This window comes from Kribbella sp. NPDC054772, from assembly GCF_053611945.1.
In genome coordinates this window covers 401,407-415,721 of sequence record NZ_JBSHBJ010000002.1, presented here as the reverse complement: position 1 = coordinate 415,721, position 14,315 = coordinate 401,407, and the positions used below count along the sequence as shown (strand labels likewise).

The window sequence follows — 14,315 nt, the reverse complement described above, 5'->3', positions numbered from 1 at the left end:
GAGCAAATCTCACCTCCCGCCGCCCCGCGCCCCCCCCCCCGCCGCGGCGGGGGGGGCCCCCGCGCCGGCCCGGCCCGCGGCGCCCCCCCCCCCCCCCCCGGGTGGACGGGCGGGTCAGTTCAGTCGTCGCCATCATCGACTCACTTGCTCGTCGCGGACCAGGCGGCGTTCTCGATGTCGTTGAGCTGCTGGTAGCCCTTCTGGTTCGCCTGCGTGACGAACTGGTCCCACTCGCTCATCGGCCGCTTGCCGTTGACGAACTTGGTCACCTCGGCGAGCACGTACGGCTCCACCGCGGCCAGCAGATCGGTGCGCTTCTTCAGCTGGTCGGAGTCGTACTTGATCACCGGGGTGTCGGTCAGGTAGGCGTTGAAGTAGTCACCGGCGAAGGACTTCGTCTTCTTGTCCATCCACTGGTAGTACGCCTGGTTGTCCACCGGCGCCGGGAACGTGAGCCGGTCCTGCAGGAAGTTCCACGCCTTGGTGCCGGCCGGCTTGTTGCCCTCGACGGCGAAGTCCAGCGTGTACGCCGGCTTACCGCTGACCACCTTGTACGACGTACCCTCGACGCCGAAGTGCATCGCGGTCTCGCCCTTCTCGGAGTACAGGTTGTCGACGAACTTCATGATCGCGTCGGCGTTCTTGGCCGACGAGCTGATCGCGAACACCCGGTTCAGGTTCCACTGCTGGTTCGCCGGAACCTTGCCCTGGGCACCGGTCTGGGTCTTGAAGGCCGGCATCACGTCGATCGCGTACTTCGGGTCGTTCTTCGGGCCGCCGTTCTCCAGGAACCAGCTCGGCCGGGTGAAGAAGTCGTCCGAGACGGTGCCGCGACCGGTCAGCATCTTGGTCTGCCAGCTGTCCTCGGTGTTCGCACCGGCGATCCACTCGGGGTCCACCAGACCCTCGGTGTACAGCTGGTGGTACCAGGTGATCATGTCCTTGAAGCCCGGCGCCTGCAGATCGGTGTTCCCGAGCTTGTCGTCGTAGATGCCGTGGATCTTGCCGCCCTCGTCGGCACGGAACGCCGCGTCGTAGGCGTACGCCCAGCGCAGGAAGGCGTCCCGGCCGGTCAGCGGGAAGTAGTTCTTGGTGCTCGCGTACTTCTTCTTCAGCGCCCGCAGCGCGTCGGTGAGCTCCGCCGTCGTGGTCGGCGCCTTGGTGATCCCGGCCGCGGTCAGCATGTCGGAGCGGTAGAACGTCACCGGCGAGATCCGCGGCGACTCGGCCGGCAGCCCGTAGATCTTGCCGTCCTTGGCGGTGATCAGCTGCTTGTACTTCGGGTGCGCGTCGATGTACTTCTGCAGGTTCGGCGCTTCCTTGGAGATCAGCGGCGCGAGGTCCTGGAAGGCGCCCTGCTCGCCGTACACCTCGGTCTGCGAGATGTTCGCGATCACCGCGTCCTGCACCTTGCCCGAACTGAGCGCCAGGTCGAGCTGCTGGTAGTAGCCGTCTTCCGGCCCGCCGTCGATCGTTTCGACCTTCACGCCGGACTGTTTCTCCAGCTCCGGCAGCCAGTTGAGGTCGTCGAGCCAAGCCTTGAACCGGTCCGGCAGCCGGTAACTGAACTGGGTGTCGGACCCGCCGCCCGACCCCTCGTCACTCTGGCCCGAACAGGCGCCGGCGACCAGACCGATGGCCGCGACCGAGGCGAGAACACGGGCGAACCGGATCTTCCTCATGTGGGTACTCCTTCATGCTGGGAACACGCTGGGAACGTTTCAAAGGCAGGCGGGTACGCGGCGGCGGAGGTCGTCCGACCCCGGCACCCGACGGCATTCCTGCCGTACCCCCATCACCTGCAGCTCGCTGAAGACTGTGCGGAGCACGCTACTGCGCGAATCGCGCGCTGTCTAGCGTTCCGCGCAGCCGGAACCCCAATTCCTGCTCATCTCGCGCAACTTCTCCACCCCATTTGCGCGCGACGCTCGCCCCAAGCCTCCACAAAGCTCAATCTGCGCACCCCACGCACCTATCCATCACCGCCAAACCCTCCGCCGTCCACCGTTTCTCAAATAACGGGCCGGCCGTCGCGAGGGGAGCTGCTCAGTGGGTGAGGGCTGCGTGTTTGCCGGTGGTGAGGGATTGGCCCTGGTCGATCATCTGTTCGGCGAGGCGGTCTACGGCTTGGGAGAACGAGTCGGTGTTCTCGGGGTCCCAGTCGGACAGGTGGTTGAGGATCCAGACGCGGAAGGCGCCGACGAAGCGCTGGAACATCTCCAGGCCGAGGGTGGTGAAGCGGTAGTGGCCGAGAGTCTCGGAGAGGTAGCCGTCGGCAACCAACTGGGTGGCGAGCGGTTCGAAGGCCCCGGGTGGGACGCGCAGGTCGCCGGTGATCTCGGCGAGGGTGGCGGAGCCGGATTCGGCGCCGCCGCGGAAGACGCGCATGATCATCCAGGCCTCGGCGGCGCTGAGCGGGAGCCCGGATTCCGCGAGTACTTCGGGAGCCGGGTTCCGCTTGTGATGACGGACGACGAGGGCCGCGAGCTTCTGCAGTTCGTGCTCGGAGTCGAACGACGCCGGCGCCGCGAAGTTCTCGCCGACGTCGGCGGCCGCCATCCGGGCGGTGTCACGTAGCGGCACCTCCTTCAGCAGTAACGCGGTCAGGAAACCCAAGCCCGCGACCGGCACCGCCCAGAGGAACACGACGTGCAGAGAGTCGGCGTACGCCGCGGTGATGACGGAGCGTGCCGCGTCAGGGAGCGAGCGGACGCCCGCGACGGTCGACGCCAAGCGCGGATCGACCTGGGCCGTCTGGACCGCGACGCCCAGCTTCTCGGGCAACTGGTGCGCGTAGATCGAGCCGAACACCGCGACGCCGAAGGAACTGCCCATTGTGCGCAGGAAGCTGACCCCGGAGGTCGCCACCCCGAGATCGGCGTAGTCGACCGTGCTCTGCACGACGACGGTCGGGACCGGCATGCAGAGCCCGACGCCCAGTCCCAGCACGATCATGTACGCCGCGGTCACGACGTACGGCGTGGAGTTGTCGAGGAGTGAGAGCAGGAAGAGCCCGACTCCGATGAGCACCGTGCCGGCGATCGGGAACAGTCGGTACCGTCCCGTCTTGCTGATGATCTGCCCGACCAGCACGGACGCGACCAGCAGCCCACACACCAGCGGCAGCATCTGCAGCCCGGACTCGGTCGCCGACGCGCCGTGCACGAACTGCAGGTACGTCGGCAGATACGTCACCCCGCCGAGCATCGCGAACCCGATGATGAAGCTCATCACCGAGCACACCGTGAACACCCCGGACCGGAACAACCGCAGCGGCAGCAACGGCTCGGCGGCCCGCTGTTCGACGAGCACGAAGATCCCGAGCGCGAGGATCGACCCGACCGCCATCGCGATGATCACCGTGGACGTCCACGCGTACTCGTTGCCGCCCCACGTCGTCACCAGCGTCAACCCGGTCGCCGCGAGGCCTATGAACAGGATCCCGAGGTAGTCGATCTTCGGCCCGACGGCGGCCTTCACCGACGGAAGGGTGATCGAGGCAACGATCAGCACCAGGATGCCGAGCGGCAGGTTGACGTAGAACGCCCACCGCCAGCTCAGGTGGTCGACGAACAACCCACCGAGCAGCGGCCCGGCGACGGTCGACACCCCGAACACGGATCCCATCACGCCCTGGTACCGGCCGCGCTCGGCCAGCGGTACGACGTCCGCGATCACCGCCATCGCGGTCACCATCAGGCCGCCGGCGCCGAGGCCTTGGATCGCGCGGGACCCGACCAGCCACAGCATCGAGTCCGCCATCCCGCAGAGTGCGGAGCCGGCCAGGAACAGTACGACGCTGAGCAGGAACATCGGCTTCCGCCCGTACAGATCGCCGAACTTCCCGATCAGCGCGGTCATGATCGTCTCGGCGAGCAGGTACGACGTGACCACCCAGGACAGATGGTTGGCGCCACCCAGGTCACTCACGATGGTCGGCAACGCGGTCGCGACGATCGTCTGGTCGAGGGCTGCGAGCAGCATTCCGAGCATGATCGCGACGACGACCGCGTTCCGGGTGCCGCGTCCGACTGGCTGAGCCTCGGTGTCCATAAGCCGAATGTAACCGTCTCAGCACTTTCTGCTACAGCATCAGCGCTGCGATCCGGTCAAGAAATAGTGCCGCACCGAAGAACGGGTAGTGGTCGGCCTCACCGGCCCCCGACCGCCTGCGTTCCTCCGTGAATGTCTGGCGCAGACCGACCACTACCCGTTGCTCGGTTCGCCGCTGTCGGGGTTCCGTAGGATGGGTGGGTGCCGTCGACACTGCCCGAGGGGGAGGTTGCGCCCCGGGATGGGGCGTTGCCGGATGCCGCTGTGCGTGAGGCCGGTTCGCGGCCGCTGGGCTTCTACCTGCACGTCCCGTTCTGCGCGTCACGCTGTGGGTACTGCGACTTCAACACCTACACCGCCAAAGAACTGGGCGGCGGTGGTTCGCAGGCGTCGTACGCCGACACCGCGGTCGAGGAGGTCCGGCAGGCGCGCCGCGTGCTCGGAGACCTGGACCGGCCCGTCGACACGGTGTTCTTCGGTGGCGGTACGCCGACCCTCCTGCCTGCCGCGGATCTCGGGAAGATGCTCGCCGCCGTCCGGGACGAGTTCGGTCTCGCGCCCGGTGCGGAGGTGACGACCGAGGCGAATCCCGAGTCGGTGGACCCGGCGTATCTCGAGGGTCTGCTGGCGGCGGGGTTCACGCGGGTGAGTTTCGGGATGCAGAGCGCGTCGTCGCACGTGCTCAAGATCCTCGATCGGCAGCACACCCCGGGCCGGGCGCTGCAGGCGGTCAAGGAGGCGGCCGCGGCCGGCTTCGAGCACGTGAACCTTGACCTCATCTACGGGACGCCGGGGGAGACGCTCGACGACTGGCGGGCGTCGCTGGAGTCGGCGTTGTCGGTGCAGCCGGATCACGTCAGCGCTTATGCGTTGATCGTCGAGGACGGGACGCAGCTCGCGCGGCGGATCCGGCGCGGTGAGCTGCCGATGCCGGACGACGACGATCTCGCTGACAAATACGTGCTGGCCGACGAGTTGCTCACGGCCGAGGGACTGCGCTGGTACGAGGTGTCCAACTGGGCGCGGACCGACGCGGCGCGCTGCCGGCACAACGAGCTGTACTGGCGCGGCGACACGTGGTGGGGCATCGGGCCGGGCGCGCACAGCCATGTCGGTGGGATCCGCTGGTGGAACGTGAAGCACCCGAGCGCGTACGCCGAGCGCATCGGTGCGGGCGAGAGTCCGGCGTACGCCCGCGAGACGCTGGACGAGGAGACGCGTCGGATCGAGCGAGTGCTCCTCGAGGTCAGGTTGTCGGCCGGCCTCCCGCTGGAAGTCCTCGACGACGCGGGCCGAGCCGCGATCGACCAGGTGGTCGCCGACGGCCTCGCCGTGATCGCCGACGGCGCGTTGACGCGCGAGGCGAGCGAGGTTCGCAAGGCGAGCGGTCGAGCGGTGGGTGGCGAGCGGCTTGTGCTGACCGACAAGGGTCGGCTGCTGGCGGACGCGGTGGTCCGCGACCTGCTGCCGTAACTGATCCGCGACCCCTGCCGTAAGTGATCAGAACTGATCACAGTGACCTGTTGACGACTGTTGTGCGCAGACGGCAGGCTTGGTGGTAAGCGTTTACTACCCCTTCCGAGGAGTCGCGATGCCGCCCTTCATCCGTCGCCGCCTGCTGCTCCAGGCCGGGCTCGCCGCCGGCGCTCTGAGCAGTCTGAGCGCGCTCAGCCTGCCCACCCGAGCGTTCGCCGAGGACGAGTTCGACGTCCTCCGGGCGCGCTGGGCCGAGCTGAACACCGGCGGTGCGATCGACGCCGCGGACAGCGCGTACGCCGATGCGCTCGCCGCGCTCAGCGAGCAGGCTCAGGGCTTCGTCGACACGCTGATCACGGCGGCGGACCGGACCGCACTCTGGCCGGACCTCCCGCTCAGCGCGGCGAGCGGCAACTTCTCGATCAGCTACACACGCCTGAAGACGATCGCCCTGGCCCGCGCGACCAGCGGCACCACGGTGACCGACGCCGGCGACCAGTTGAGCAGTGCGCTCGACTTCCTGAACGGCAAGAGCTTCAACGAGTCGCTCAAGGAGACCGGCAACTGGTGGTTCTGGGAGATCGGCGCACCGCGCGCCCTCCTCGACACCTGCATCCTCGCGTACGACGTCCTCTCCGCCGACCAAATCACGGCGTACCTGAGGGCCGTCGACCACTTCGTCCCGGACCCGAACCGCCGGACCAACTCCCCGTCGCTGCGCGAGACCGGCGCGAACCGGGTCGACAAGGCGCTGATCGTCGCGCTCCGCGGGATCGTCGGGAAGTCCGCCGACAAGCTCGCCACCGCCCGCGACGCGCTCAGTGATGTCGTCGAGGCCGGCAAGAACAGCATCTTCACCTATGTCACGAGCGGCGACGGCTTCTACCGTGACGGCTCCTTCGTCCAGCACGGCAATCTCGCGTACGTCGGCACGTACGGCAACGTCGCGCTCGGAGGCGTCGCGAACCTGATCGCGCTGCTCGGCGGCTCCACATGGGAGATCACCGACCCGAACCGCGCCGTACTGCTGGACGCGGTCGAGGCGAGCTTCGCCCCGTTCATGACCGACGGCCTGATGATGGACTGCGTCTCCGGTCGCGCGATCTCCCGCGAGCAGGCCGGCGACCACAGCAACGGGCACGGCACCACGTCGACCGTGCTGCTGCTGGCGAGCGGTGTCGCCGAACCGTACGCCTCGCGCTACAAGGCGCTCGCGAAGGGCTGGATCACCCGTGACCGCCTGAACGACTACCTTCCCGGCGCTTCCATTCCCCAGATCTCCCGCGCGAAGACACTCCTCGCTGACACCGCCGTGACGCCGGCGCCGGCGACTCCGCAGCACTTCCAGTTCTACAACCAGGACCGCGTCGTGCACCGGCGCCCGGGCTGGACGTTCGCGATCGCGATGTCGTCGAAGCGGATGGCCCGGTACGAGTGGGGCAACGGCGAGAACCTTCGCGGTTGGTACGTCGGCGACGGCATGACCTACCTGTACACGGACGACCAGGCGCAGTTCAACGACGCGTACTGGCCGACGGTCGACGCCGAGCGCCTGCCCGGTACGACGGTGAGCACGAAACCGCGCGATCCCGGTGGCAGCGGCGCGGGCACCGGCACGGTCGCGGCCTACGCCGAGTGGGTCGGCGGGGCGTCGTACAACAAGATCGCGGGTGCCGTCGGTATGCACCTGATCAACTACGACAAGACCTTGCAAGCCCGGAAGTCGTGGTTCTGCCTGCGCGACTCGGTCGTTGCCCTCGGCGCCGGAATCGTCGGCACCGACGGCTATCCGGTGGAGACGGTCGTCGACAACCGGAACCTGCACGAGAACGGCACCGCCGCGCTGCTCGTCGACGGGCGGACCGCGAGTGGCACGTACGACGATCCGCGGTGGGCCCATCTGGAGGGCGTCGCGGGCTACGTGTTCCCGCAGGGCGGACGGGTCCGGACCGAGCGGGAAGATCGCACCGCGTCCTGGTCGGAGATCAACATCGGCAACGACACGGCCGGTTCGACCACGCCCTACACCCGGCGGTACGCGAAGCTGATCGTCGAGCACGGCACCGCGACCGGCGGCTACGCCTACGTCCTGTTGCCCGGAGCAACCAGTCGCGAGACCGCCGAGCGCGCTGCGGATCCGGGCCTGAGCATCCTCGCGAACACCTCAGCCGTGCAGGCGATCCGCTCACACCGTGAGCAACTGACGCTGGCGAACTTCTGGGCCGCGGGACAGGTCGGCGAACTCACCGTCGACGGGCCCGCGTCCGTCGTGGTCGGCAAGGACGGCCGTACGACGACCGTCGCGGTGTCGGATCCGAGCCGCACGGTGCAGACGCTGAGGCTGATTGTCGACAAGCCGATCGGCGAAGTTGTCGACAAGGACGCCACCGTGACGGTGGTCGCGACCGGCAAGCAGCTGGTGCTCGACATCGCCGTCGGTGGTACCCGAGGAGCGACGCACACCGCGTCCTTCCACTGATTTTCCGCAAGCAACCGGGGCCGGCGATCATGCGCCGGCCGGGTCGCCGGGTGCTGGCAAGTTCAACCAGGAGGTTGTTCGATGATGCCGCACGCCCGCCCCATGCAATTCACCAGGCGACGTGTTCTTCAGATCACCGGCGCCGGTCTGGCGCTCGCCGCCGTACCCACGGTGGCCAGCGCGCAGACCGGTGGTAACACCATCACGATTCCCGCTCTGCCATCGGCCCGCACGACGGAGCTCGACCGCACCCAGAACTCGCTCAGCCCCACCGAGCTCCGCTCGACGGGCTTCTATCTCCCGTCCGCGACCGCGCTCAACGTCGTCGTACACCAGGGCAGCCTGCTCCCGACGCTCGTGATCGGTGCACCGGACGCCGACGCGCGCGCCGAGTTCAAGTCGTCCCGTGAGTACCCGCTCCAACTGGGCCGCAACACGATCACCGACGCCGGCGGTGGTGTCGTCTACCTCAAGCTGATCGGCGATTCCGGCCAGGCGAAGGTGACGATCGGTGAGCAGGCCCAGCCGATGCCGTACTTCGTCCTCGGCCGCACCGGTGAGGCCGAGTTCCAGGGCCAGCTCGACGAGCGCACCACGCCGTACGTCGAGCTCGTCTCGCCGCACGCGACGATCACGGTCGAACGCGCCTCGGCCCTGACGTACCGCAGCGAGAATCACACCGATCTGCTGTCCACCTACGAGGACATCATCCGGATCGAGGACACCACCAGCGGGTACGACGGGTCCGCGCCGGTGCACGCGCGGTTGGTGCACCCGTACCACTTCGTCGGGTATCCGTCCGCGATCACGGGCGTCGGCGCGTATGCGACGCACGGCCACATGTCGTTCCCGCCGCCGATCCAGGACCGGATGCTGACCGTCGAGGGGCTGCGGATGCGCGGCTGGGGGATCTACCACGAGCTCGGGCACCAGCATCAGCAGATCACCTACAAACCCAGCTCGTTGACCGAGGTGACGGTCAACATCTACTCGCTCGCGGTCAACGCGGTCTTCGCAACGAAGTACGGCCAGCAGCCGCGGCTGCACGCACCGGACGCGAAGACCGGCCTCACACCGTGGCAGAGCGCGCCCGGCAAACTGCGATCGCCGGGAGTCACCTACGGTACGACGTTCGACGCGTACGAGAAGCTGGTGATGTTCGAGCAGCTCCGGCTGGCGTTCGGCGACAGCTTCTGGCCGAACCTGCACAAGCTCGTCCGCGTCGAGCGCCCGTACGCGAGCGACTACACCGACGAGGCGGTGCGGCTGCGGAATCTCGTGGTGCTGTCCAGCCGGGTCGCCGGTCACGACCTCAGCGACTTCTTCCGCGCATGGGGCGTGCCGGTCGACGCCGAGGCGATCGCTCAGCTCGCGGCGCTGCAGCTGACACCGCCGGCTGTCGACCCGACGACGATCCGCCAGTAGGACAACAAGACGAAGGCACCCACCGGGTCGGGGTGGGTGCCTTCGTCGTTCGGGGTGAGCTCAGTCGCGCAGGAAGAGCTCGATCACGACACTGTCGACCTCGGGGGCGCGGTTCGGCAGCTTCAGCGTCAGCGTGTTCTCCGGTAGTCCGGCCAGGTACGTGTGGCCGGGCGCCGACGGGTCGACCGTGACCCGCTTGACCTCCGACGCGTCGTGCAGGAAGTGCGCGTACTCGACCCGGTCGCCGAGCCCCGGCAGATGCAGATGCCCCATTGGCCAGGCGAAGATGTGCAGATACAGCCGCCGTCCGTTCTGCGTGTACCTGCAGTCGGCCGGCGGAACGTACGAGCTCGGCCCGCACTCGCGCACCGATCGCTCGTGCAGGTGCATCCAGTCGCCGATGCCGGTCAGCACGTCGAGAGCCCGGGGTTCCCAGGCGCCGCGGCCGTTCGGGCCGACGTTGAGCAGCATGTTGCCGCCCTTCGACACCGCGTCGACGAGCATCCGGATCAGCAACGCCGGCGACTTCCAGTCGTGGTTGTCCCGGTGATAACCCCAGCTGCCGTTCAGCGTGTGGCACGCCTCCCACGGCACCTGCGTACCGTTGCCTGCCGCAACTTCACTGCCCGGCGGCTGCACCTGCTCCGGTGTGGTGAAGTCGCCCGAGCCGAGACCCAGGCGATTGTTGACGAGAATCCCCGGCTGCAACTCGCGGACCATCGCGAGCAGTTCCTCGGACCGCCACTCGTCCGGACCCTTCGCGTTGAACCCGCGATCGGCGTACGAGAAGTCGAACCACATCACGTCGATCTTCCCGTACTCCGTGAGCAGCTCGCGGACCTGGCCGTGCAGGTAGTCCGCGTACTTCGAGACGTCGCGGTCCGCCGTACGGTCGATGAAGTCGACGTCCTTGCGCTGCGGGTGGTAGAGGTCGACCGGGAACTCCGGATGGTGCCAGTCGAGCAGCGAGTGGTAGAGCCCGATCCGGAAACCACGCGCCCGGAACGAGTCGACCATCGGCGCGAGCAGGTCCTTGCCGTACGGCGTGTGCGGCGCCGAGTAGTCGGTCAGCTTGGAGTCCCACAGGCAGAACCCGTCGTGGTGCTTCGTGGTGATCACCAGGTAGCGCATCCCGGCGTTCCACGCGTCGTCGGCCCAGCGCACCGGGTCGTACAGGTCCGGCGAGAAGTGGTCGAAGTACGGCTGGTAGTCGGCGTCGGTGAGCTGCTCGTACGACTTCACCCACTCGTGCCGCGCCGCGGCCGCGTAGATGCCCCAGTGCACGAACAGCCCGAACCGCGCCTCGGTCAACCAGCTCATCGCGGGCTCGCACCGCCGCTCAGCGCCGACTCGAACTCGCCGCGGATCTTGTCGCCGCCGTCCTTCTTCCACTTCGCCAGGGCGGCGTCGAACGCGCTGATCGGCTTGCGTCCGGCGATCACGTCGTTGCGTACGTCGCTCAGCTTCTGCCCGATGTCGCTCCCGGACTTGTCGTTCGTCGGCGAGATCAGCGAGGCTGTCGGGTCCTTCACGACCAGGCCGATCAGCTTGGTCAGGTCCTCGTGCGCGCGGTCGACGTATGTCGGGGACTGGGCGTTGTAGAGCGCCTGCGGCGGGGCGGTGATGTACTTCCACGGCACGGTCATCTCGGCCTCACCCTTGCTGGTCAGCGTCGGGTTGCCCTGCGCGTCGCGGGTGAAGTCGACCCCTTCGACGCCGTAGCTGAGCAGCAGGTTCTCGGTGCTGCCGAACGGCGCGGCGAAGAAGTTCGCGACGTTGAGCAGCTCCTTCGCCCGCGCGTCGTCCGACTTCTTCATCAGCGTGTAGGCGAACAGGATGTTGTCCGACCAGGTGTTCGCCTTGCCGCCCTTGGGGGCCATCGGGACGAATGCCCGCGGGTCGTTCTTCGGGTCCAGGCGGGCCATGTCCTTGACATAGCCGGAGTACGCCGGGAAGCCGTCGTACACCAGTGCGCCCTTGCCGGAGCGGAACGCGTTCTTCCGGGCGGTGCCGTCGATCCCGTCCGAGCCGGGGACCAGGACGCCGGCCTTGACCAAGTTCACGGCGTACTCGAGGGCCGCCTTGTACTCCTCGGTCTCGAAGCTCTTCACCAGCTTGCCGTTGTCCTGCTTCCAGCCGTACGGGACGCCGAACATCTGCTGGACCATCGTGAAGAACGTGTTGCCCTTGGAGTTCACGATCGCCCACTGGCCCTGCTGCGGCTTGGTGAGCTCCTTGCAGGCGGCCAGGAAGTCCTCCGCGGTGGCCGGGTACTCGATGCCGGCGGCATCGAACAGCCGCTGGTTGTAGAACCCGGCACCGCCGGTGATGCTGCGCGGGATCGGCAGCCCGTAGATCTTGTCCTGGACCACGCAGGCCTGCCAGATCACCTGCGGGATGTTCGCCAGGTTCGGGTAGTCCTTGACCTTGTCACCGGACAGGTACGGCGTCAGGTCGGTGCACTTCGCCGACAGGAAGGCGGGCAGATTGTTGACCAGGCTCGAATCGGACAACAGGACGAGATCCGGCAGCTCGTTGGCGGCCAGCACCGTCTGGAACTTCGTCGCCCAGTCGCTGTCCGGAACGATCGTCAGGTCGAGCGTGCCGCCGAGCTGCTTCTCGACCGCCTGCCAGGCCGCGTTCTTCTCCTTGGCCGGCGGCAGCGGGTCGAAGATGTCGGTCATCACGCTCACCTTGCCGCCGGACAGCGGCGGTGACTTCACCGTGGTGACGAGGTCCTTCGGGTACGTCCGGTAGCCCGGCGGTACGCCGTCCGCGGTGCCGGCCAGATCCGGTTTCGGACCCTCGAAGGCGACGTACGTCGGCAGCGCCACCGAGGAGGCGCGCGCGGTACCGGCCGCCGTACTGCCGTTGCTGCAGGCAACCAGCGTCGGGACGCCGGTGGCGCTCATCACGGCGACACCTACGGCGCTCCGCAGGAAGCTGCGGCGACTGAGTGATGGGGTGGTCACGGTCTTTCTCCTAACCCTTGATGGCGCCGGTGAGTACGCCCTTGGTGAAGTAGCGCTGCAGGAACGGGTAGACGCAGAGGATCGGGACGAGCGCCACGACGACGACCGCCATCTGCACGGCCTGGATCGACGCCACCGCCTCGCCGGGCGACTCGGTGCCGCCGCCGACCGGCTGGCCCTGCAGGACGTAGAGGCGAAGGACGAGCGGCAGCGGCCACTTGCCGGTGTCGCTCAGGTAGAGCAGTGCGTTGAAGAACGCGTTCCAGTGGCTGACGGCGTAGAACAGTGCGACGACCGCGAGGACCGCCTTGGACAGCGGCAGCACGATCCGGATCAGGATCGCGAAGTCGCCGGCGCCGTCGATCCGGGCGCTGTCCAGCAGTTCCGCCGGGATGTTCTGGAAGAAGTTGCGCAGGACCAGGAAGTTGAAGGCGCTGACCAGGCCCGGGACGATCAGCGACGTGTACGAGTTGTACATCCCGAGCGCCTTGACCAGCAGGAAGTTCGGGATGATGCCGGCGCCGAACAACATGGTGAACAGGACGGCGGTGAGGATGAAGCGTCCGGCGACGATCGGCCGGCTGAGTCCGTACGCGAGCGCGATCGTGACGACCATGTTGAGCGCCGTACCGACCACGGTGATGGCCGCGCTGACCAGCAACGCATGGCTGACCACGCCCCCGGCGAAGATCGTCCGGTACGCCGCCAGCGTCGGCTCGCTCGGGAACACTGGAATGATGCCGCCGCGCCGCGTGATCTCGGACTCGCCGGCCAGGCTGGTCGCCAGGATGTTGACGAACGGGTAGAGCACCAGCAGACAGACGACCGCGATCACGACACCCTTGAGCGCGAGCCCGGCCTTCGTCGGCGCCTCCATCCACGGCGGCCGCTGCGAGGTCTTCATCGGCTGTAGATCCCTTCGTGGCCGAAGCGGTGGGCAAGCTTGTTCGCGCCGAGGATGAGCACCAGGCCGATCACGCCCTTGACCAGACCGACCGCGGCAGCCGGGCCCCACTGGCCGTCGAGGACGCCGTGGAAGTAGACGTAGGTGTCCAGGACCTCGGCCGCGTCCGCGCCGACGGCGTCGCGCTGGAGCAGGATCTGCTCGAATCCGACCGACAGGATGCTGCCCAGGTTGAGGATGAGCAGCAGTAAGGTGACCGGCACGATGCCCGGCAGCGTGACGTGCCACAGCCGCCGCCACCGGTCCGCGCCGTCGATCGCCGCGGCCTCGTAGTGCTCGGTCTCGATGTTCAGCAGCGCGGCGAGGTAGATGATCGTGCCCCAGCCGGCGTCTTTCCAGATCAGCTGCAACGTCACCAGCCACGGGAAGAAGCCCGAGCTCGTCATCAGGTCGACGCGCGGCAGGCCGAGATCGCCGAGCAACTGCGGGAGCAGGCCGGTGCCGCCGATCAGCTGCTGGCTGATCGAGATCAGGATCACCCAGCCGATGAAGTGCGGCAGGTACACGACGCTCTGCACGAACCGCCGGATCTTCGGGCTGACGATGCTGTTCAGCAGCAGCGCCAGTCCGATCGGGGCCGGGAAGAACAGCACCAGCTGGAGTACGGCGAACTTCAGCGTGTTCAGCAATGCGCGGTAGAAGTCCGGCTCGGCGAACACGGCGAAGTTGCCGAAGCCGACCCACGGACTCTCCTTGAACCCGAGGTACGGCTGGTAGTCCTGGAAGACGATCACGTTGCCCAGCAGCGGCACGTAGTGGAACACCACGAAGAACAGGAAGCCGGGCAGCACCAGCAGCAGCATCACGCGATCACGCCGCAGCCGCGCCAACAGCCCGCCGCCGGGCTTGGCCGGACGGGCGGCCTTGCGGGCGGAACGGCTCGCTGCGCGACTCGCGGCGCGGTCCGGTGCGCGGCCGGAGGATCGGCTGACGCGATGCATGATGC

Annotated in this window: 9 protein-coding genes; 3 read left to right on the top strand and 6 right to left on the bottom strand. The window is 67.7% G+C overall.

The genetic code is table 11. The features are described 5' to 3' along the window. Positions 1 to 140: 140 nt before the first annotated feature. Positions 141 to 1,682 (bottom strand): extracellular solute-binding protein, encoded by a 1,542-nt coding sequence (locus tag ACWGID_RS04780; RefSeq protein WP_452194454.1) that lies wholly within the window; start codon positions 1,680 to 1,682, stop codon positions 141 to 143. A 364-nt stretch (positions 1,683 to 2,046) separates the two neighbouring features. Further along, positions 2,047 to 4,053, bottom strand: a complete 2,007-nt coding sequence (locus tag ACWGID_RS04775; RefSeq protein WP_452194452.1) for a DHA2 family efflux MFS transporter permease subunit — start codon at positions 4,051 to 4,053, stop codon at positions 2,047 to 2,049. A gap of 201 nt (positions 4,054 to 4,254) precedes the next feature. Between ACWGID_RS04775 and hemW the strand changes: the two genes are divergently transcribed. From hemW to ACWGID_RS04760, 3 genes are all read left to right on the top strand, one after another. Continuing rightward, the gene (gene hemW, locus ACWGID_RS04770; protein WP_452194450.1) at positions 4,255 to 5,526 is read left to right on the top strand and encodes a radical SAM family heme chaperone HemW; all 1,272 of its coding nucleotides are present in this window, start codon (positions 4,255 to 4,257) and stop codon (positions 5,524 to 5,526) included. A 118-nt stretch (positions 5,527 to 5,644) separates the two neighbouring features. After that, on the top strand, positions 5,645 to 8,008 hold the full coding sequence (locus tag ACWGID_RS04765; RefSeq protein ID WP_452194448.1) for a polysaccharide lyase 8 family protein: 2,364 nt from the start codon (positions 5,645 to 5,647) through the stop codon (positions 8,006 to 8,008). A 102-nt stretch (positions 8,009 to 8,110) separates the two neighbouring features. After that, complete coding sequence (locus tag ACWGID_RS04760; RefSeq protein WP_452194446.1) at positions 8,111 to 9,433, top strand: M60 family metallopeptidase; 1,323 nt, start codon at positions 8,111 to 8,113, stop codon at positions 9,431 to 9,433. A 60-nt stretch (positions 9,434 to 9,493) separates the two neighbouring features. Here ACWGID_RS04760 and ACWGID_RS04755 read toward each other — a convergent pair whose 3' ends face one another. Genes ACWGID_RS04755 through ACWGID_RS04740 form a run of 4 tightly spaced genes read right to left on the bottom strand, consistent with a single transcriptional unit; the run spans position 9,494 to position 14,310 of the window. After that, on the bottom strand, positions 9,494 to 10,753 hold the full coding sequence (locus tag ACWGID_RS04755) for an alpha-L-fucosidase (RefSeq protein WP_452194445.1): 1,260 nt from the start codon (positions 10,751 to 10,753) through the stop codon (positions 9,494 to 9,496). Beyond that, positions 10,750 to 12,405 (bottom strand): hypothetical protein, encoded by a 1,656-nt coding sequence (locus tag ACWGID_RS04750; RefSeq protein ID WP_452194443.1) that lies wholly within the window; start codon positions 12,403 to 12,405, stop codon positions 10,750 to 10,752. The genes ACWGID_RS04755 and ACWGID_RS04750 overlap by 4 nt, the downstream gene beginning before the upstream one ends. 10 nt (positions 12,406 to 12,415) lie before the next feature. Beyond that, on the bottom strand, positions 12,416 to 13,309 hold the full coding sequence (locus tag ACWGID_RS04745) for a carbohydrate ABC transporter permease (RefSeq protein WP_452194441.1): 894 nt from the start codon (positions 13,307 to 13,309) through the stop codon (positions 12,416 to 12,418). Beyond that, positions 13,306 to 14,310 (bottom strand): ABC transporter permease, encoded by a 1,005-nt coding sequence (locus tag ACWGID_RS04740; protein WP_452194440.1) that lies wholly within the window; start codon positions 14,308 to 14,310, stop codon positions 13,306 to 13,308. The genes ACWGID_RS04745 and ACWGID_RS04740 overlap by 4 nt, the downstream gene beginning before the upstream one ends. Between the last annotated feature and the right edge of the window lie 5 nt (positions 14,311 to 14,315).

Excerpts from the sequence above, each read along its gene's own strand:
- ACWGID_RS04780 (WP_452194454.1), bottom strand. The coding sequence starts at position 1,682 with ATGAGGAAGATCCGGTTCGCCCGTGTTCTCGCCTCGGTCGCGGCCATC.
- ACWGID_RS04775 (WP_452194452.1), bottom strand. The coding sequence starts at position 4,053 with ATGGACACCGAGGCTCAGCCAGTCGGACGCGGCACCCGGAACGCGGTC.
- ACWGID_RS04765 (WP_452194448.1), top strand. The coding sequence starts at position 5,645 with ATGCCGCCCTTCATCCGTCGCCGCCTGCTGCTCCAGGCCGGGCTCGCC.
- ACWGID_RS04760 (WP_452194446.1), top strand. The coding sequence starts at position 8,111 with ATGCAATTCACCAGGCGACGTGTTCTTCAGATCACCGGCGCCGGTCTG.
- ACWGID_RS04755 (WP_452194445.1), bottom strand. The coding sequence starts at position 10,753 with ATGAGCTGGTTGACCGAGGCGCGGTTCGGGCTGTTCGTGCACTGGGGC.
- ACWGID_RS04745 (WP_452194441.1), bottom strand. The coding sequence starts at position 13,309 with ATGAAGACCTCGCAGCGGCCGCCGTGGATGGAGGCGCCGACGAAGGCC.
- ACWGID_RS04740 (WP_452194440.1), bottom strand. The coding sequence starts at position 14,310 with ATGCATCGCGTCAGCCGATCCTCCGGCCGCGCACCGGACCGCGCCGCG.